We start from the raw sequence: 19986 nt of genomic DNA on the forward strand, positions 1-19986 counted from the left end.
GTAATAATCGGAATAGGAATAGCTACCACAGTGATATTGATACCGCGGATAGCAGCAGCAGGTACGGGACAATATCTGTCAACACCTTTTACCGTAAACGAATGGGGCTGGGTGCGGGCGGCTGCAACTGGGGGGGTCCAACAGAATTTAAAGCTGTCTGCTTTAGGGCCCTGAATACCGCGTTGGGCCAATACATAATTACGCACCCAGGTGGAATTAGCCATCACAGGACTGAACTGACCCGGATTATTCCATGTTAAATCGGTGCTATCAGCTAAGATAGGGGCGGGTGTGGCCAGTAAGTTTGCCTGGTCTTCAGCTACAATGTCCAAACAAATCTGTTGGCCTGCACATACTGAAAAACTTTGACCCGTTTGCAAGGTGCCATTACGGTATACTTTTATTTTGGGCACTAAATTTCCGGTGCATAACATGGTTTGAAACTGCACATCACGTCTGGTGACACCAACAACCACCCAGGTATTACCCACCCGTTTCCACTGGGTTACTTCTATTACTAAATTAGATACCCATACACCCGATGGTCTGAACATCACATCGCCTGTTAAGGGGTCAATACGTATACCGGCAGGATAAGGGGCGTTGGCATTGGGTGCACCTAAATAGGCAAAGGGGTAGCCTGCACTATAAGGTGGATTGTAACTTACGGGAGAACCTGGACTTTGCATAGATTGTCCGAAAGCATAACTCAAGGAGTCTCCATCAGGGTCTATTGCGCCTAAATTATATATAAAATCTACACCCGCACATACTAAGGCTGCCGCATCATTGGTAAAGGTAGGAGCTGAGTTACAAGGGGTCTGGCAACGGTCAATCATAGAACCGCAATAAAAATTGCCCGGCATAAAATTGGTTATGGCCTGATTACGACAACAAAGACTAAAACCCAATGCTACTTTACAGCATGAAGCCGGAATAGCGTTTAAATTAACATTACCCACAAAAGTATAAACCTCAATACCGGGAGCAAAAGTGCCCGCTGTACGCGTATTACAATTTTTACAAATGGTTTTTACAGAAGTACAGGTCTGGATTATATCAAAACCATTGGGCATCGGTTGAGCATCTAATGTAAAAGTACCAAAATTAACACCCATGCAAGAAGGATCAGCTCCCGTAATGGTATTATTGAAACCACAACAAGAGTTAGCAGTAGTACAGCCAGATGTGTTACCATTTGGAACTGGCACATCACAAGTATAACAAAATGGCGCTCCAGCACAATCGCGGTATACTTTTAATAAAATTTTATAGACGCCTGGGGTAGATGTACACTGGTAGCTTAAATCACTTCCCACTATATGATCAGCAAAGGTGGTCTTCGTTCCAAAAAGAAAAAACAAGCTCGTTAATAAAAGGGCAAATTTATAATTACAGAAAAGAGTATATATTTTTTTCATCAGTCTGAAAATTTAATTAAACAAACTTAACATTACGTTTGCTAAAATTTTTCTTAACAAATAAACGAAAAAAAATCTAAATATAATTTTGTCTAAATTTCCTATTGTTGTTACGAATTCCAACTTTTATGAAATTAATTGACCCTGAATCAAAGCAAGAATACAATTGTAACTCACCTATATGGATATCTCCGGCAAATAACCTGTTATCCATTGAGTTTGATGCAGCGTTTAATTTGGATGCTATTAAAAAAAAACAGTCCAATTTATGGCGATATGAAGATGCTATTGCTATTGACCAAAAGCTGGGAATAGTGAGTATGCAGGAAGGATTCACCCCTCTTGAGCCTATTACCATTAATAAAAAAAAAGTATATATTAAACATGAACAATTGTTTAGTACAGGCAGCTATAAGGACCGAGGAGCAACAACGCTTATCAGCAAAGTGAAACAATTGGGTATAGACATGGTAATACAGGATAGCAGCGGCAATGCAGGCTGTGCTATTGCTGCTTATGCGGCTAAAGCCGGAATAAACTGCCATATTTATTTGCCTGAAAATACATCGCCCAATAAAATTGCACAAATGCAGGCTTATGGGGCCACAATAGTGAAAGTACAAGGAAACAGGGAAGATACAGCCAATGCAACATTAAAAGCAGCAGAAAAAACTTACTATGCAAGCCATTCTTACAACCCCTGGTTTTTTGAGGGGACTAAAACATTTGCATTTGAAATATGTGAACAACAAGGATGGAAAGCGCCTGATGCCATTGTGCTTCCTGCGGGAAATGGAACACTTGTTATTGGCTGTTTTATTGGCTTTAATCAACTGGCTAAAGCAGGTATTATTACTAAAATTCCTAAAATTATTGCTATACAAACGCAAGCTTGCAATCCGTTAAGTATTATGTTTCATAAAAATTTACCTGAACTGCCTTCTGTTGAAAGTACGGCTACTTATGCCGAAGGTATTGCCATTGCTAAACCCATAAGAGCAAAACAAATTGTATCATCGGTTAAGGAAACCAAGGGTACATTTATTTCTGTTAACGAAGAAGAAATAAAAACAGCGTGGACAGAGATGGCTCGTATAGGTAACTATATTGAACCAACCAGTGCAGCCACCATTGCAGGTTTAAAACAATATATAAAAAATAATGATGATGAATTGGTCGTATCATTATTTAGCGGACACGGCCTAAAATCAAAACCTCTTTTCTAAACACGGGAAATGGAAATATGAGTTATTGTTATGCTAAAAAAATAGGTTGTCAACAAGTTATAAATTGCTTCTTATATAACTAATTCAACTGGCAATAAAATTGTGTTATCAATTATTTACAAAAAAACGTATCATGCAACTGTAATAATATGTTAAATAAACTAATCAATATATTAAATAATTTAAGCACGGGAACAAGAACGGCTATAAGTTATTTTACCATTATATTCTTTACGCTATTGGCGAGTATTACTGCAATTCTACTACTTCAATACAGTAAAGGTATTGACGAAAAACTATCAAAAAGTTTCAACCCGGCCATTAATGCGGCTGAGGATATACACTCACTGATAGATGAGAGCAACAGGCTTTGTTACTCACTCATTACGCAGCCTAATAAAGACATCAGACTTAAACTGGAAAAAATTATTTCGAAGCAGTACAAATCGAAAAAAATATTTTTATTGGAATTATTTCAAGAGCCGGAACTGCAAAAATCGAAAGTACTTTTTAATACGGCTGATGCCAGTTTTATCAAAATAATTGAAAAGCAAAAACAACTCCTTATAAAAACTAAAGACAGTATTGATATTGAAGGCGCCAAAGCCCTGCAATTAGAAATAAAAGACGATATAGCCGCTTTGCAACCGGTAATAGGAGAAGTAGAATTAAAGGTAATTGATGCCAGTAGAGAAATTCAATTAGAAAAATACGAAAGCTACAGAACCTTGCGGTTTGCATTATTAGCAATGATGGTGGTAGTAGTTATGGTGGCAGCTATTTCACTGTTAATTACCAACGAAACCATTGTAAATCCTGTACGTCAGGTAAGCGAGGTACTTAATGTAATGGGCAAAGGCGATATTGTTAAGTTTGAAGTTACTACCCGAAGAAAAGATGAAATTGGAGACATGATTGAATCAGCTCAAAATTTATCTTTAGGCATGAAAAACAAAGCCGATGTAGCCTATGCAATTGGTAAAGGCAATTATGAAATAGAAGTCCCCTTACAAGGCAAAAACGACAAGCTTGGAAAAGCATTGTTAGAAATGCGTGACAACCTTTTGCAAAGTAAAAAAACAGAAGAGAAAAACTTAAGAGAACTTGAGTTGTATACTAAAAACTTAGAGAAAAAAAATAAAGAACTTGACCAGTTTGCATACGTAACCTCACACGATTTAAAAAGCCCGCTAAGAGGTATAAACAATCTGGCTGAATGGATTGAGGAAGACATGGGAGACACTATGAGTATAGAAAGTAAAAAATACTTTTTAATGCTTAGAGGCCGTGTTCACAGAATGGAATCGCTTATTAACTCACTTTTAAAATATAGTCGTGCAGGAAGATCAAGCAATGAGTTAGAGCTGGTAAGCAGTAAACAAATATTACTCGAAGTACTGAAAAGAATCGCCCCTTCGCCACGTTTTGCTATTTACCACGATGATGCGCTACCCACACTATACGCCAATTACAAAGAAATAGAGGATGTTTTTTTTGAATTGCTAAGTAATGCAGTAAGGTATAATTTTAGTGCAGAACCTGTAATAAACATAACTTATAAAATAGAAAAACCTTTTTATGTTTTTTGTGTGGCTGATAATGGTTCCGGCATTTCACCTGAATACCACAAAAAAATATTTACCATATTCCAAACACTGGAAACACGCGACAAAATAGAAAGTATGGGAGCAGGACTGGCTATTGTAAGTAAAATAGTAGAGGAAAATGGTGGTTATGTATGGGTAGAATCTGATGAAGGATTAGGTGCTAAATTCTACTTTAAATGGCCTATTCCAAAAGAAAGTGTAAGCTAATTACGCAGCACTAAACTTTATTAAATCCATTACCTTTTTAGCTTTCTCTTTCAATAAATCAATGTTATCAGCCATTAAAGTTATATGGCCCATTTTACGCATTGGTTTACTTTCTTTTTTATCGTACAAATGAATATAAACGCCTTCTATAGCATGTATTTCATTTAAATTATCCAATTTATAATTACCACTAAAATCTTTGTCGCCTAATAAGTTTATCATAGCTGCAGGCCTCAGTAAATTGGAGCTCCCCACAGGTAATCCAATTAATATTCTTAACAATTGCTCATACTGCGATGTATAACAAGCCTCAATGGTATGGTGCCCTGAATTATGTGCTCTTGGTGCAATTTCATTCACCAATATTTCATTGTCATCGGTTAAAAACATTTCCACTGCAAACAATCCGGGGCTATTAAATTTTTCAATTGTTTCAATAGCTATTTGTTTAGCTTTATCAGCAATAGTATTGCTAATTTGAGCAGGAGAAAACAAAAACGTAACTAAATTAGCTGTTGGATCAAACTCCATTTCTATGGCATCATATGCTACTGTATTGCCATGTGTGTCTTTAGCAACTATAACAGCTATTTCTTTTTGGCAGGGAATAAACGCTTCTAACACACAAGGGGTATTAAAAGGTATTTTGCTCAAATCAGCTAATATAACTTCGCTTGTTAGTATAGTTACACCTTTACCATCATAACCATCAGTTCTGGTCTTAGCAACAAACTTTGCGGTACCCAATGTTTTAATAGCTGCGGGCCACTCGTCTACATTGTTAACCAATACGTAAGACGATGTAGGAATATTATTGTTGCTATAAAACTGTTTTTGTAATCCTTTATCCTGTATAACCTGAAGCACTTTAGGCGAAGGAATAATAACTTTTCCTGCTGCTTCTAACTTCAACAATGCTGTAGTATTAATATGTTCTATTTCAAAGGTTAAAACATCGCTGTTATTGGCCAGTTCAATAATTTTATTTTCATCGTATAAAGAACCTTCAATAAAAATATCAGCCAAATTATAACAAGGGCAATCGCTTGAATTTTCTAAAATAGCAAAATTAACATTGAGTCTCAATGCCTCTTCTATCATCATTCGCCCTAGCTGCCCTCCTCCTATAATTCCAACTTTTGTTTTAAGTCCATTCATAGCTGCAATAATAAATTAAATACTTTTAGCACTTAAAACTTGTTTATAAAAGTTTTCATAAATAGGAACAATATTATTGATATCAAACTCCAGTGCGCGTTTAAGTGCATTGGCTTTAAATTCCAGCAACCTTTCTTCATTCTCTAAAATATAAATACCTTTCTGAGCCATTGTTTCCACATCGCCAACAGTAGCCATAAATCCGGAAATTCCATCTTGCACCAGTTCTGGTATACCACCTGCTAAACTCGCTATTACGGGAACCTCACATGCCATTGCTTCTAAAGCTGCTAATCCAAAACTTTCCGTTTCACTCGGCATTAAAAATAAATCACAAACACTCAATATTTCTTCTACCGGGTTCTGTTTACCTAAAAACATAGTACTACCACATAAATCTAACTCACGGCACAGTGTTTCTGCATTATGGCGCTCAGGACCATCTCCAACCAACAGTAATTTTGATGGAATATGCTCTCTGATTTTTCCAAATATTTTAACTACATCTTCTACCCTCTTCACTTTTCTAAAATTAGAAGTATGCACTATTAATTTCTCATTCTGCGGAGCAATAGCCATTTTAAAATGCTCTTTTGCCTGTTTTTGAAAACGGGTAACATCTATAAAATTGGGTATTACTTCTATCGGTTTCTTCGTTTTAAAATGCTTGTACGTATCCTGTTTTAAAAAATCAGATACTGAAGTTACGGCATCTGATTGATTGATTGAATACGTTACTACCGGCTCAAAAGCTGCATCTTTACCCACTAAAGTAATATCCGTTCCATGCAAAGTAGTAATAACAGGAATATGAATCCCTTCTGTAGCCAATATATGCTTAGCCATAATAGCAGCAGATGCATGTGGAATAGCATAATGTACATGCAATAAATCCAGTTTTTCAAATTTCACCACATCAACCAATGTACTGGCTAAGGATGTTTCGTAAGGCGGAAAATCAAAAAGTGGGTAAGTACTTACATTTACTTCATGGTAAAAAATATTACTCATAAAGTAATCCAGTCTGGCTGGTTGTTTATATGATATAAAATGAACCTGATGTCCTCTCTGCGCTAAAGCTTTTCCTAATTCTGTTGCCACAACACCGCTTCCACCATAAGTTGGATAGCAAACAATTCCTATTTTCATTAAAATATTTTTCTATTTAAATTAAAAATACAAATGTTGCTTAATTGTTTGGATTTAGAAATTTTTTTTACTGATATAAGTTTTTATTCTATCAAACAGCTCCGGCCATAAACAGACAAAAGCCCCATAAACAGACTGTTTATGGGGCTTTTGTTTTATACTTTCACTCATTACATCACTGCAACTTCTTGTAAATTAAATTTATAACCAATTCCTCTTGATGATTGGAAGAAAACAGGATTTTTAGGATCTTCTTCAAAATACTTACGTAAATTCAGCATAAAATTATCAACCGTACGGGTATTCGGAATTACATTATAATCCCATACTACCTTTAAAATATGCTCTCTGCTTACTACTGTGTTTTTGTTTTCAATCAGTAATTTAATAAGCAGTGTTTCTTTTTTGGTTAAATCAATTTTACCGTCAATTCCTTGTGCCTGATGGCTATCAAAATTAATCCAATTACCTCCAAAATGAAAAATATTAGGTAATGCTCTTTCATTGGCTTGCATCTTGTCTCTTTTGTCAATCAGTTTTTTTATTCTTAACAAAAGTTCCTCTAAATCAAACGGTTTTGTCAAATAGTCGTCTCCACCTTTTTTCAAGCCTTCAATACGTTCAGCAGGAGTATTTTTTGCTGATAAAAATAAAATAGGAATATTTTGATCATGTAATCGAATATTCTCGCATACCATGTAACCATCCATTTCAGGCAACATAATATCAAGAACCACTAGGTCAAACTTACGTTCCCTAAATGTATCAATTGCTTTTTTACCATCTCCAACAGCAATTACATGGTAATTTTCCAACTCTAGGTTAAGCTTTAATGCATGTTGTAAATTTTCTTCGTCTTCTACTAAAAGTATATTGTTCATAATCTAAGGATTTATATTTTTTATAACTTTAATTATATATACGTATTATACGTTAAAAGTTACTTCAAAGTTTGTTCCTTTAGGTTGATTATTTTTTACTTCAATAGTTGCATGGTGTAATCTTAAAAGATTTTTTACTATAAACAGGCCTAGGCCAGTTCCTTTGCTTTTGCGGGTTTGTTCATCACCAACTCTGAAAAATTTTCCGAAAAGTCTCTGTTTATCAACATCTCCAATACCAATACCAAGATCAGATACGGAAAATAATACATGCTTAGAATCAGACTTAAGCAGTACTGTAATGTTTTCGTCAGAATATTTTTCAGCATTAGAAATTAAATTTATTACCACGCTTTCCAATGCAAATTCGTCTCCATTAATATACACTTCCTGTTCAATATTTTTGATAATGCGGTTTTTTAAATTGCGAGGAGTAGCATATTTATCAATAACGGCATTTAAAAACTCACTGAGATTCATCTCTTTAAAAACCGGCTCATATTGCTTAGTTTCCAATTGAGCTGAAAGTAATAAATTGTCAACCAAGTATCTAAGTCTATTTACATCATTAATGGAATTGGTCATGATTGTTTTTTGCTTATCCCTCTCCAAATCATGTTTGAGCAATGTTTCCAGATAGAGCTTAACAGAAGCTAAGGGCGTTTTTAACTCATGGGTAACGGCTAGCAAAAAATTGTTTTGTTGTTTGTTTAATAAAATGCTTTTTTCAAAAGTTTTATAAACCCACATAATGCCCCAAATTAAAAGCACAATCATTACAATACCTTCTGTAACATACATCCACTTTTTTTTGGTTAAAAGCTTAGCAGCAATACTTACTTCTTTTTCTAATTTAATGTAAGCTGATTCTTTAGGCCTTATCATATAGCCATTAAAAGGCGTAATGGTATCAATAAAAACAAGTTCCAACCTTGGAAAAGCCTTTTTAAAATAACCTTGCATTTGCGTGGTATCAATAAAAGCATCTTCCTTTAACTCTTCGCCCATTTCTACTGTTGCTTTGTAGCAAAGTATTTCATCTTTTTCTACTTCTAACTTCGCATTTTTTACCGTTAATGCATTAATTTCTTCGCTGCTGCGTATATGCGCAAAGGCCCACCAGCCAAAAGCAGCAACAATATACACTGATAAAAAAATGAATATTAGGCGAGGCTTATTCATAAGTTAATAAAAAATAAATAATTGAAGATTGATTATAACTCCCAAATGCTTTTACGCTTAGGGTTAAAGTATTTTTTTATATTAAGCCAGAAAGCTAAAATTAAATACACCAAAATAGGCGAAGCAGCAGTAATAAACGAAGTATAAATAAAATACATACGTATAATATTGGAGTTTATACCAAAGCGTTCCCCAAGGTAACTACACACCCCAAATATATTTTTTTCTACGTAAAACTTTATTCTATCCATTTCTTTTTGTACGCTCAATATAATAAGATACAGGCTTTATCTGCAAGCAAATAAAACGTTTTTATTTTAATTTAATATTACTAATTTCTGGTATGCCTCTTCTGTTTTACCTTGGGCTTTTACCTTAACTTTATAAATATATACTCCTTTTCCAATCGGGTCGCCAAAATCATCGCGACCATCCCAGCTTATATCGCTAAAATGACTTGTTGCCGCTATTATATCTCTTTGCATTGATTTAATTAACTTACCTGAAACGGTAAATATCTGAATCAGAACCTGCATATCTTGCCCGGCTTTGTTATGGTCAAAATGGAAAGCTGTATTAGTTGTAAATGGGTTCGGATAATTTAAAACATTAGCCAAAGCCAGTTTATTATCGCTGGCTACTACAAATTCAATTTCTGCCTCTCCTACATTATTAAAAATATCGTACGCCTGAAACTTTATTTTATTTTGGCCAATAGGTAAGTTTTTATAGCTATAATTTACTACACCATTTTGGTAAGTATTTAATTCTGCTCTATAAAAATCGTTCATAATAATGGTATTAGAATTATCCTTATTCATAATAGCATTTAAATCTCTGCCTACACCCCTGCTGGTTGTATTTATTCCATTCTCATCATAAATTTTAGCAATAAACAATGCATTTTGTGGTACAGTTCCACCATTCACAAATTTCTCATCGTTCATGTAAAGTTGTATTTTAGGACCTACATTATCGCTCCAGGCAGTATCATAGGTACCACCTATTAATACTTTTCCTTCATAGCCGCTGGCATCTGTTGTATCATTATTAGCATAATAACTTATTTTTCCAAAACCATATTGATACGAAATATCTTTTGGTACAATGAAGCTAAATGTAAATTTACCATTGCTTACTGTTGCCGCTCCTTTGTATATAATATTGTTTTGTAAATTAAATAACTTAACCGATTTATCAGGGTCGTTATCTATAATAGGGTAAGTAGATTCTTTATCGAAAACTGTAGGATAAACAACTCCGTTAAATGAACTCATTAAATTGTTATTTTGATCCAAAACCTGGCCTGTAATAGTAACTTTACTCAATGCTTTTACGGTATCAGTAAATGTTTCAATTAATTTACCATTTACCGTATTGGTTTTTACCACATATTTAGGCAATGCCAATTGTAACATGGGGTCGCCCAACAGGGTAAAGTTTCTAGTATTATAAAAATTGGCAAAGTTATTTTTAGTCTGCATCATTAAATCGCCAAAAGTTTTAGGATTTAAAATAGCATTAGAGTCCAAGCCAATTTTTGAATTAAACACAGCATTTAATCCGTCATTAGCACCCCAGCCGGCATACACCAACCTAACAGTAGTGAACAATGAAATAGGCCCGCCATTTGGATTAACCAAAGCCAACTCCCCAGCTGCTAATCTTAGTGGGTCATCAAATCTGCTAAACTCGCAAGTAGCTGTCATTAACAAAGGCATATTTTCTTTTACATTCCAACTGTTTATTTCATCAACTGATAATATGCGCCTAGCACTCCAACCCACTTCGCCTCCGTGCCCCACATAATTTAAAACCAAACTACCTTTGTTAACAGCATTGGTTATAGCCGTATTTACTTGCGGAAATCTTTTACCTCCGGCAGTACGTGTTGGCTCAAACGAGTTGGTATATATTTTTTCTATATTAAATTTCTTAATTGGTTTTATATAGGTAGTCGAAAGGGTTTCGCACACCGTTAAAAAATTAATTAAATTGTTATCGTCAAATTCATCATCCGCAACAAACGTTAACCTATTTCTCCAGTCGCCAAAACTACTTTTAGTCTGGTAATAAATTACTTTATCAACCACGGCTTTTGCCTGGTCTGTTTCCTGTACCGGCATCCTTCCTATGCCAATATCCAACAAATCGCCCGCTCCCGGATTAATTAAAAAATTGCCTTCATTATCGTCTAAACATACAAAATAATCATCCGTACAATAAGCACCAGGGTCAGTACTATTAAACTCTTCGTAAGTTGGAATATAATTGGTGTTTACGTAACCTGTTTTAGTTTTAGCCCAATTGTTTTTATAATCATAGCTGGCTCTTCCAAATAAAGTCACATATTTTAGTCTTTCGCTCTCTGCCGTATACTTTTTATAAAACATGCGTAACATATCTCTAATGGCTGTAATATCCTGCGCACCACTTCCAAACTCAGTATATATATCGGCTACATTAATAACATGAATTTTGAACCCATTTTTTTGTGTATGGTAATCAGCTAAACGCTGTGCTTCGTTCATAAATTTTTCATGGGTAATAATTACTCCTTGTGCCGCACTTAATCCGTGTATGTTTTGGTTACGTACTTTGCCTATATATGCAGGCTGTACATAATTACCTCCATCAAAAGCAATAAACTTTCTTAAACTATCAGCCTCCGCACTAAAACTAAACTCCAGATTATTTACATCGAAATTACCCTGTATAGCAAAAACCTGCGTTGGGTTACTTACATCCCAAATGGTTAAATTACGTGATGAGTTAATTTTATAAAGCGCTACTGCATTAGGTGCAATAGCATTCTTATCAGTAAAAACAACCTGTTTACCTGTATTTTTCAGATTAGCTCTTGCATTGACTGTGTAGTAATCAAGCCAACCTGTTGCACCTTGTGCTACAGAACCGTTGTAAGTATAATTAATATCTAACCTGCCTGAAGTAGTTTTAAAAGTAGCTTGCTTACTGCTTAAATCAGCATATACGCCATCGTAACGTAAAGGAATACCGGCACATGATTGCGATAATATAAACTGATTATTAATTTGAACATCGAAGGTTTGGCCTTGCGATGACCTGCCGGCTACTGATGAAGTAAAGGTAATAGCGGTTGAGGTATCAATATCATTTATAATATTGGTAAAGCTTCGTACTGGTTCTTTGTTAAACTCTTCGCCATACCAGTTTCTTCCTGTTTTTACAAAATTAACCAGGTCTTCTTCGTGGTGTTGGTTTACATCGTAAGTGGTAGTGGTATAACTAGGATTTAATGCGGAAGGAATACTGGTAATACGTTTTCCCACACCATTGGCAATTGTTAAATAAAAATAAGTTGTATCGCAATACAGGTTTGGCTTTGCAATAAATGCACCTGTGTTTTTATTAAATGACCAAACATCCTTTTGGTCTTGCCCATAAAACAAAATAAAATCTCCTTGGTTAAATTTACCGTCCGATTCACCTTGTACCAAAATAGCGTTCTCCTGCAAATCATCATACCTGAATACTGAATTTTGCTCAGGTAACATGCCTGCACCGTTGCCATAAATTTTTATATTTCTTGGATCAATACCATCTACGTTAATACCCATACTTTTTAAAAAAGTATAATCTATACGGTGCACAGCATTATTCATGGTAGCTATTCTGTACCAATTTCCTTGTGCTAAAACAGAATTAGCAGCAAAGCCTGCTTTGCCAAAAGCTTTAGGCAATTCCATTTCATCGTTCGTTTCTACCTCAATGGTAAATGAAACAATTTTTTGTAAAGTATTACCTGCTTTTATATACGGAAGTACTTTTACAAATAAGTAGGCTTGCCCTCGCTCAAAACCGATAGAAAATTCCGCTTTAACTTCCGTAATTTTAATGTCATCTAAATGATTATTATGAATAATTTCATTTTCTAAACTCAAAACTGTTATCTTTGAGTTAATAATTTTAGTACCGCATTTTCCTATTCTATCGGCATAAATTGGAACTAGATTTTGACCTCTTTCGTAGACAGCACCAAGGAATTTAGTTTGTGTTTGCCCCTCAATATTAGTTCTGGGGCTTACCCATTCGAGATTTATATTTTTTTTAATTTTTATGGCAAAAGCCTGAATACCAAAAATAAAAACCGCTGCTAACGATAGTAGTACTGTTTTTTTTTTAATTTGATAGAATAAAAATTGCATATAAAATGTGAAATTAATTATACTTGAAAACTTGTAATTGTAAAAAGTAAGGAACGACAAACATACTAAAAAAGTATTTCAAGCATTAAATAATTAATAATTTAACTTAATAATTACCGAGGGTAAAATTAAAAAAATGACCATAAAAAAAACTGTATTGAACAGATTACTTACATTTTTAATACTAACCATATTAGGTGTAAGAGCATTTGCTCAAGATCCACAGTTTTCACAATTTTATGCCAGCCCAATGTATACAAATCCTGCCTTTGCAGGTTCCAGCAATGTAGGTCGACTTGTTTTAAATACCCGTAACCAATGGCCATCTATTACCGGAGCTTTTAGAACCGTAAACGCCAGTTACGATGAACATTTTGATGCGATAAATGGTGGTTTTGGAATACAAGCCCACTATGACGAACAAGGAACAGGAACTTTAAGAACTGTTGGTGCCAATATTACTTATGCCTACCAAATACCAATTACTAGGAGTTTTACATTGAGTCTGGCTTTGCAGGCCGGTTTTATGCAAAAAACGGTTGATTTTACTAAATTTTTATGGTTTGACCAATTGGGTATAAACGGATATAAAGGGTCAACTGCTGAGCAACTGCCAAATGAAGGAACCGCCAATGTAGGGCCTAATTTTGCCGCAGGACTTTTGGGCTATTCAAAAAACTTTTATTTTGGATTTGCTTCCCACAATATAACTGAACCCAGCCAAAGTTTTACGCCAAGCATTAATGCACCTATTTACAGACGTTATACCGGCCACTTGGGTTATGTATATGCCATGCGCGAAAGTATTAACAAAAAGAAATCGTCCTACTTATATCCAAATGTAATTTACATGCAGCAAGGGTTTGCTCAAAACCAATATAGCCAGTTAAATATAGGTTTGTATGCGAGTAAAGGCAGTGTTGTGGGTGGTGTTTACTTACGCCAAACGAGTGTTAATACGGATGCATTAATCTTTATTTTTGGTATAAGAACCGAAAAAGTAAAAATTGGTTTCTCTTATGATGGTACCGTTTCAACGGCAAGAGCAGGTGCTACCAATTCTTATGAAGTTTCTTTAGCATTTGAGTTACGTAAAAATGTAAGAAGAAAAAATCCTAGACCAATGCATTGTCCGGATTTTTAATAAATTTGCTACATGGCTTTTTCGCTACCTAAAATTTTCATTACTTTTTGTTTTTCAATGCTTTTAGTTTCATTAAAAGCGCAGGATCCTCAATTAAGTCAATTTTACGCTTCGCCCATTTACACCAATCCCGCCTTTGCAGGTGCAGCTAAAAAATTACGCATTACATCCAATGCGCGTAACCAATATACCGGTTTAAGCAAAACATACAGAACAGTTGTTGCTTCGCTTGATGCTTATATGCCCAATATGAAAAGTGGTATAGGGCTTTTGGCTTCTGGCGACCAAGCAGGCGATGGTTTTTTAACTACTGTAACTCTAGGTGCTACTTATGCTTATAATTTAGCTATTAGCGGTAGTTGGAGTGCTAATTTTGGTATAATGGGCGAAATAAGACAACGCTCTTATGATTTTAACAAATTTGTTTTTGGCGACCAGTTAGACCCCGTTTTGGGTAATGTCAAATTATCATCAGAAAACCCGGGACAAGAAAAAATTGTTTACCCTAACTTTGGTGCAGGTGTTTTGTTATACAACGAATATTTTTACGGAGGCTTTGCTGTTCATAATTTATTAGAACCAAATCAATCATTTTTTTTAACCAATTCCGATAATACTGCTCTTTTATTGCCAAGGCGTTATACTGCACACACAGGAGCCAACATTGTATTAAAAAAAGCGCGTTACGAAGAAAACAGGGTTATTCTTTCTCCCAATATTTTATTCATGAATCAGCGAGAGTATTACCAGGTTAACTTAGGTACTTATTTAAGAAAACAATCGCTTACCGTTGGCTTATGGTACAGGCAAACCAGCCGAAATGCAGATGCTATTATTTTATTGATGGGTTTGCGCTTAAAAGGGTTTAGAATAGGCTACAGCTACGATATAACTGTTTCAAATGCCAGAACAGCCACAGTAGGCAGCCACGAAATATCAATTGGTATTGACATCAAAACACCTAAAAAAACCAGATCGCGTTACGGTAAACCTTTAAACTGCCCGGATCTTTAGTTTTTACTAAATAAACACCTGCTTTATTTCAAATTTTTTAAAAAACTTCCGTTTACTGCTTAAAATCAAATTGTATTTTTAAATGAAATGTTTGTTTTATGCCAGTAAAAATTATTTTTGCACCACAAAAAAATCGATTTAATCAATAAATTATGTCAAAATCAGGAGTTGTAGCTCAGGTAATCGGACCTGTTGTAGATGTAAGTTTTGCATCAAGCAACGAGTCGTTACCTAAAATTTTAGATGCGCTTTATATTACAAGACCCGATGGTTCGCGTCTTATTTTGGAATGTCAAAGACATTTAGGCGAAAATATGTTACGTGCAATTGCTATGGAAGCCACAGACGGATTAGTTCGTGGTATGGAAGTAGTTCCAATGGGGCAACCTATTTCAATGCCGGTTGGCGAGCAAATTCGTGGTCGTTTATTCAATGTAGTAGGCGAAGCTATTGATGGTATGAATGCAATGGACCAATCAGAAGGAACACGTTCTATTCACCAAAATGCTCCTCGTTTCGAAGATTTATCTACAGCTTCAGAGCCATTATATACAGGTATTAAAGTAATCGACTTAATTGAGCCATATGCAAAAGGTGGTAAAATTGGTTTGTTTGGTGGTGCTGGTGTTGGTAAAACAGTATTAATTCAAGAGTTAATTAATAACATTGCTAAAGCATACGATGGTTTTTCAGTGTTTGCAGGTGTTGGTGAGCGTACCCGTGAAGGAAATGACTTATTACGTGAGATGATTGAATCAGGTATTGTAAAATACGGTGATGAATTTATGCACGGAATGGAAGAAGGCGGATGGCCTTTGGATAAAGTAGATTATACTCAATTAAAAGATTCAAAAGCAACCTTTGTTTTCGGACAAATGAATGAGCCTCCTGGAGCACGTGCACGTGTTGCATTATCAGGTTTATCGGTAGCGGAATATTTCCGTGATGGTGATGAAAAATCAGGTGGACGTGATATATTATTCTTCGTTGATAATATTTTCCGTTTTACGCAAGCAGGTTCTGAAGTATCGGCTTTATTAGGTCGTATGCCTTCAGCAGTAGGTTACCAACCAACATTGGCTTCGGAAATGGGAGCGATGCAAGAGCGTATTACTTCAACTAAACGTGGTTCTATTACTTCAGTTCAAGCGGTATATGTACCTGCTGATGATTTAACTGACCCTGCTCCTGCTACTACATTTGCCCACTTAGATGCTACAACAGTATTAAGTCGTAAAATTTCAGAGTTAGGTATTTATCCTGCGGTTGATCCTTTGGATTCAACTTCACGTATCTTAACTCCTGCTATTGTTGGCGATGAGCATTACAATTGCGCTCAAAGAGTTAAATTAATTTTACAACGTTACAAAGAGTTACAGGATATCATTGCTATTCTTGGTATGGATGAGCTTTCTGAAGACGATAAATTAACCGTTTCAAGAGCAAGACGTGTTCAACGTTTCTTATCTCAACCTTTCCACGTAGCTGAACAATTTACCGGTTTAAAAGGTACTTTAGTTACAATTGAAGAGACTATTAAAGGTTTTAACATGATTATGGATGGTAAATTAGATCATTTACCGGAAGCAGCATTTAACTTAGTAGGTACTATTGAAGATGCGATAGCTAAAGGTGATAAAATGTTAGCTGAGTCAAAATAATTTTAACAGTTTTCGGTTCTTGGTTTTTAGTACTTAGTTTCTGTAACTGGTTTTAAAAACTAAGTACCGGGTACTTAAAACGAATAATTAAAATATATGCAATTAGATATAATTACAGCCGACAAAGTGTTATTTACTGGCGAAGTAGAATCAGTTACTTTACCTGGTAGCGATGGAAAATTTCAAGTATTGAAAGACCATGCTCCCATAATAAGCAGTTTGGATAAAGGCAATATAATTATTACAGGTAAAGAATGTGGCAGACAAGAGTTTGTTATTTATGGCGGTATTGTAGAAGTGTTGGCTAACAAAATTGTTGTTTTAGCTTAACCATTAAAATATAATTGCTCAAAAACCCGATTAGCTTAAAAGTTAATCGGGTTTTTTATTTCATTTTAAATTGAAAATAATGAGGTAAAGCTTGAATAGTAAATTGTTGGGCTACCATGGCTTCCCCATCTAAATGGGCTCTTATTGGTTTATCGGCCTCTATAAAAAACTGTGTAAATGTATTTTGCTTAACAAATACGGGCGCTTTTACAACATGCTTCCCTTTCTCAATATATGGCAGATAAAGAAGTCGTTTAACCAAAGAGGCTTTGGTTACAAGCATTAAGTTTAATAATTTATCGGTAATTAAAGCATTAGGCGTTACATAAAAACCTCCTCCATACCTTTTGCCATTAGCTGCACTTAACATAAACAATGGACCGTTGTAGCTAAAATTATCTGTTGTTATGGATACTTGGGTTTCTTTATATACAAACAACAATGGAATAACGCTGGCCATGTAAGCGAGTTTTCCCTTTAAATATTTTTTTGCATATAAATGATGTGCAACTTCTCCGTCAAAGCCAATACCTACGCCATTTAAAAACAACTTTTCATTGCAAGTACCTGCATCAACTGACTGTATTTTTCCAAAAATGGCTAAATCAATCTGTTCAGTTAAAGGGCTGTTTCCATATAAACAATACGCAAAATCGTTACCTGTTCCGCAGGCGATTAAAGCTATGGGTATGTTAATTTGCTTAAACCAGTTAATGGTATAATTCAAGGTACCATCGCCTCCTAAAATAATTAAATCGGTGAATCCATCTAAGTTTTCGGGTAAATCATTTTCAAAAACGATATATAAAAAGGAATGGGTATTTAAAGTGCTTTTTAGTGCCGACAAAGCAATATATACATGGCCTTTGCCTGATTTAGGATTGATTATAATGGCAAATTTTTTATCCATAAACTATTACTGTTTTACCTGCAACTAACTCTTTATTTGTATTTTTCAAAAATAAACTTACTTTTGAAGCATATTTAAAAGTAATTGAAGAGAGGGCAACAGTCCTCTCTTTTATTTTATATGGACATAATAGAACAAATAAAAACTTGGAGTAATGATTTTTTAGCTGCACATTTATTTGTGGTTGATGTAGAGTGGAAAGTGGGTAGCAAAAAAATTAGTGTTTTTGTTGATGGTGATAATGGAGTAAGTATTGATGAGTGCAGGTTATTAAGTAAACACCTTTCGGGCCACTTAGATGAAATTGATTACAGTGACGGAGCTTATATTTTAGAAGTATCATCGCCAGGGGTTGACAAGCCATTGAATTTTTTAAGACAGTACACAAAACATGTAGGTAGAGAGTTTAAGATAATCTTAAACCAAAACACTGAATTGTTTGGGCGACTTGAAAAAATTGAAGGAGAAACACTTACCTTGCATTTGAAAGACAACAAGAAAGCTTACATAGCAAAAGAACCTATATTTAAGACTATTGAATTTGGCGATATAAAAGAAAGTATTGTTCAAATTAGTTTTAAATAATTTTATAGCAATTAAACAGAAAAAATAAATATACATTATGCATAGTGCAGGACTTATAGACTCGTTTGGCGAGTTTAAGGAATTTAAAAACATTGACCGTGCCACGTTACAACGTGTGTTGGAAGATGTATTTAGAACCATGTTGCGCAAAAAATTTGTTACCGATGATAACTTTGATGTTATTATAAATGACAAAAGTGGTGACTTAGAAATTTGGCAAAACAGAACCATTGTACACGATGGTGAAGTGGAAAATCCACGTACACAAATTGCTTACAGCGATGCTATCAAAATTGAACCTGATTTTGAAATTGGCGAGGATGTAACGGAAGAAGTAGGAATGGCTGTATTCGGAAGAAGAGCTATTTTATCGGCCCGCCAAACATTATTAGGTAAAGTGCTTGAGTTAGAGAAAGACGAATTGTACAAAAAATACAAAGATAAAGTGGGTGAGATTGTTACCGGTGAAGTTTATCAAATCTGGAAAAAAGAAATAATGGTTCTTGACGAAGAAGGCAATGAATTATTACTTCCTAAAACTGAAATGATACCTGCTGACCATTACAAAAAAGGGGAATCAATCAGAGCTATTGTATTAAAAGTAGAAATGCACAATGGCAGCCCTCGTATTATTTTATCAAGAACATCGCCTGTATTCTTAGAGCGTTTATTTGAATTGGAAGTACCTGAAATTATTGATGGTTTAATTAATATCAAGAAAATTGTTCGTGAGCCGGGTAAACGTGCTAAAGTAGCTGTTGAAAGTTACGATGACAGAATTGATCCAGTTGGTGCTTGTGTGGGTATGAAAGGTAGCCGTATTCACGGTATTGTACGCGAATTACGTAATGAAAATATTGATGTAATAAACTACACCAATAATTTACAATTATTAGTTACACGTGCTTTAAGCCCTGCAAAAATTACCAGCATAAAAGTAGAAGAAACTGAAAAACGCGTATCTGTATTTTTGAAACCAGACCAGGTAAGTTTAGCTATTGGTAACGGTGGTAATAATATTAAGCTTGCCGGTAAAATGGTAGGTTACGAAATAGATGTTTACCGTGATAGTGCTGAAGAAGAAGGTGACGATATTGATTTGGATGAATTTACAGATGAAATTGATACCTGGATTATTGACGAACTGAAAAACATTGGGCTTGATACTGCTAAAGCGGTATTGGCTATAAGCAATGAAGATTTAGTACGCAGAACAGAATTAGAAGAAGAAACAGTTGCTGAAGTGAAGAAAATACTTCAAGCTGAATTCGAATAAGCTTTTAATCATAGCTAATTAAAAGAGCCATTAACTTTTACAGTTAAT

At 34.9% G+C, this 19986-nt stretch carries 16 protein-coding genes; 8 read left to right on the plus strand and 8 right to left on the minus strand.

Translation table 11 applies throughout. From position 1 onward, the window contains the following. Nucleotides 1-1421: hypothetical protein (locus V4538_00005; protein MES2379390.1), on the minus strand; the 1421-nt coding region annotated here is incomplete at its 3' end. A 128-nt stretch (nucleotides 1422-1549) separates the two neighbouring features. On the opposite strand from V4538_00005, the gene V4538_00010 reads away from it, so the two are divergent. Together V4538_00010 and V4538_00015 are read left to right on the plus strand one after the other, a co-directional pair. Further along, nucleotides 1550-2647, plus strand: a complete 1098-nt coding sequence (locus V4538_00010) for a threonine synthase (protein ID MES2379391.1) — start codon at nucleotides 1550-1552, stop codon at nucleotides 2645-2647. 149 nt (nucleotides 2648-2796) lie between these two features. Further along, nucleotides 2797-4461 (plus strand): ATP-binding protein, encoded by a 1665-nt coding sequence (locus tag V4538_00015; protein ID MES2379392.1) that lies wholly within the window; start codon nucleotides 2797-2799, stop codon nucleotides 4459-4461. Here V4538_00015 and V4538_00020 read toward each other — a convergent pair whose 3' ends face one another. From V4538_00020 to porU, 6 genes are all read right to left on the minus strand, one after another. Then, the gene (locus V4538_00020; GenBank protein ID MES2379393.1) at nucleotides 4462-5619 is read right to left on the minus strand and encodes a 5-(carboxyamino)imidazole ribonucleotide synthase; all 1158 of its coding nucleotides are present in this window, start codon (nucleotides 5617-5619) and stop codon (nucleotides 4462-4464) included. A 15-nt stretch (nucleotides 5620-5634) separates the two neighbouring features. Then, a complete protein-coding gene (bshA, locus tag V4538_00025) occupies nucleotides 5635-6768 on the minus strand; it encodes an N-acetyl-alpha-D-glucosaminyl L-malate synthase BshA (GenBank protein MES2379394.1) in 1134 nt (377 codons plus the stop codon). Nucleotides 6769-6938: 170 nt separating this feature from the next. Next, nucleotides 6939-7649, minus strand: a complete 711-nt coding sequence (locus V4538_00030) for a response regulator transcription factor (GenBank protein ID MES2379395.1) — start codon at nucleotides 7647-7649, stop codon at nucleotides 6939-6941. 45 nt (nucleotides 7650-7694) lie between these two features. Continuing rightward, nucleotides 7695-8831 (minus strand): HAMP domain-containing sensor histidine kinase, encoded by a 1137-nt coding sequence (locus V4538_00035; protein ID MES2379396.1) that lies wholly within the window; start codon nucleotides 8829-8831, stop codon nucleotides 7695-7697. 32 nt (nucleotides 8832-8863) lie between these two features. Beyond that, nucleotides 8864-9082, minus strand: coding sequence for a PspC domain-containing protein (locus V4538_00040; GenBank protein MES2379397.1), 219 nt, complete (start codon nucleotides 9080-9082; stop codon nucleotides 8864-8866). Nucleotides 9083-9148: 66 nt separating this feature from the next. After that, nucleotides 9149-13018, minus strand: coding sequence for a type IX secretion system sortase PorU (gene porU, locus V4538_00045; GenBank protein ID MES2379398.1), 3870 nt, complete (start codon nucleotides 13016-13018; stop codon nucleotides 9149-9151). Between the two features lie 136 nt (nucleotides 13019-13154). Here porU and V4538_00050 point away from each other — a divergent pair, with 136 nt between their 5' ends. From V4538_00050 to atpC, 4 genes are all read left to right on the plus strand, one after another. After that, nucleotides 13155-14162: a PorP/SprF family type IX secretion system membrane protein gene (locus tag V4538_00050; protein ID MES2379399.1), complete on the plus strand. Its 1008-nt coding sequence runs from the start codon at nucleotides 13155-13157 to the stop codon at nucleotides 14160-14162. 12 nt (nucleotides 14163-14174) lie between these two features. Continuing rightward, entirely contained in the window at nucleotides 14175-15176 is a 1002-nt protein-coding gene (locus V4538_00055) for a type IX secretion system membrane protein PorP/SprF (GenBank protein ID MES2379400.1), read from the plus strand. A 152-nt stretch (nucleotides 15177-15328) separates the two neighbouring features. After that, complete coding sequence (gene atpD / locus V4538_00060; protein ID MES2379401.1) at nucleotides 15329-16837, plus strand: F0F1 ATP synthase subunit beta; 1509 nt, start codon at nucleotides 15329-15331, stop codon at nucleotides 16835-16837. A gap of 96 nt (nucleotides 16838-16933) precedes the next feature. Then, a complete protein-coding gene (gene atpC / locus V4538_00065; GenBank protein ID MES2379402.1) occupies nucleotides 16934-17167 on the plus strand; it encodes an ATP synthase F1 subunit epsilon in 234 nt (77 codons plus the stop codon). A 55-nt stretch (nucleotides 17168-17222) separates the two neighbouring features. Here the strand turns inward: atpC and V4538_00070 are convergent, their stop codons facing one another. Continuing rightward, nucleotides 17223-18077, minus strand: a complete 855-nt coding sequence (locus V4538_00070) for a YegS/Rv2252/BmrU family lipid kinase (GenBank protein MES2379403.1) — start codon at nucleotides 18075-18077, stop codon at nucleotides 17223-17225. Nucleotides 18078-18197: 120 nt separating this feature from the next. Here V4538_00070 and V4538_00075 point away from each other — a divergent pair, with 120 nt between their 5' ends. After that, on the plus strand, nucleotides 18198-18662 hold the full coding sequence (locus tag V4538_00075; GenBank protein ID MES2379404.1) for a ribosome maturation factor RimP: 465 nt from the start codon (nucleotides 18198-18200) through the stop codon (nucleotides 18660-18662). Between the two features lie 37 nt (nucleotides 18663-18699). Then, the gene (nusA, locus tag V4538_00080) at nucleotides 18700-19938 is read left to right on the plus strand and encodes a transcription termination factor NusA (GenBank protein ID MES2379405.1); all 1239 of its coding nucleotides are present in this window, start codon (nucleotides 18700-18702) and stop codon (nucleotides 19936-19938) included. The last annotated feature ends 48 nt before the right edge of the window (nucleotides 19939-19986 follow it).

The organism is Bacteroidota bacterium (assembly GCA_040388375.1).
Lineage (GTDB): Bacteria > Bacteroidota > Bacteroidia > UKL13-3 > UKL13-3 > JAAFJM01.

Excerpts from the sequence above, each read along its gene's own strand:
- V4538_00010 (MES2379391.1), top strand. The coding sequence starts at position 1,550 with ATGAAATTAATTGACCCTGAATCAAAGCAAGAATACAATTGTAACTCA.
- V4538_00015 (MES2379392.1), top strand. The coding sequence starts at position 2,797 with ATGTTAAATAAACTAATCAATATATTAAATAATTTAAGCACGGGAACA.
- V4538_00020 (MES2379393.1), bottom strand. The coding sequence starts at position 5,619 with ATGAATGGACTTAAAACAAAAGTTGGAATTATAGGAGGAGGGCAGCTA.
- bshA (MES2379394.1), bottom strand. The coding sequence starts at position 6,768 with ATGAAAATAGGAATTGTTTGCTATCCAACTTATGGTGGAAGCGGTGTT.
- V4538_00030 (MES2379395.1), bottom strand. The coding sequence starts at position 7,649 with ATGAACAATATACTTTTAGTAGAAGACGAAGAAAATTTACAACATGCA.
- V4538_00035 (MES2379396.1), bottom strand. The coding sequence starts at position 8,831 with ATGAATAAGCCTCGCCTAATATTCATTTTTTTATCAGTGTATATTGTT.
- V4538_00040 (MES2379397.1), bottom strand. The coding sequence starts at position 9,082 with ATGGATAGAATAAAGTTTTACGTAGAAAAAAATATATTTGGGGTGTGT.
- porU (MES2379398.1), bottom strand. The coding sequence starts at position 13,018 with ATGCAATTTTTATTCTATCAAATTAAAAAAAAAACAGTACTACTATCG.
- V4538_00050 (MES2379399.1), top strand. The coding sequence starts at position 13,155 with ATGACCATAAAAAAAACTGTATTGAACAGATTACTTACATTTTTAATA.
- V4538_00055 (MES2379400.1), top strand. The coding sequence starts at position 14,175 with ATGGCTTTTTCGCTACCTAAAATTTTCATTACTTTTTGTTTTTCAATG.
- atpD (MES2379401.1), top strand. The coding sequence starts at position 15,329 with ATGTCAAAATCAGGAGTTGTAGCTCAGGTAATCGGACCTGTTGTAGAT.
- atpC (MES2379402.1), top strand. The coding sequence starts at position 16,934 with ATGCAATTAGATATAATTACAGCCGACAAAGTGTTATTTACTGGCGAA.
- V4538_00070 (MES2379403.1), bottom strand. The coding sequence starts at position 18,077 with ATGGATAAAAAATTTGCCATTATAATCAATCCTAAATCAGGCAAAGGC.
- V4538_00075 (MES2379404.1), top strand. The coding sequence starts at position 18,198 with ATGGACATAATAGAACAAATAAAAACTTGGAGTAATGATTTTTTAGCT.
- nusA (MES2379405.1), top strand. The coding sequence starts at position 18,700 with ATGCATAGTGCAGGACTTATAGACTCGTTTGGCGAGTTTAAGGAATTT.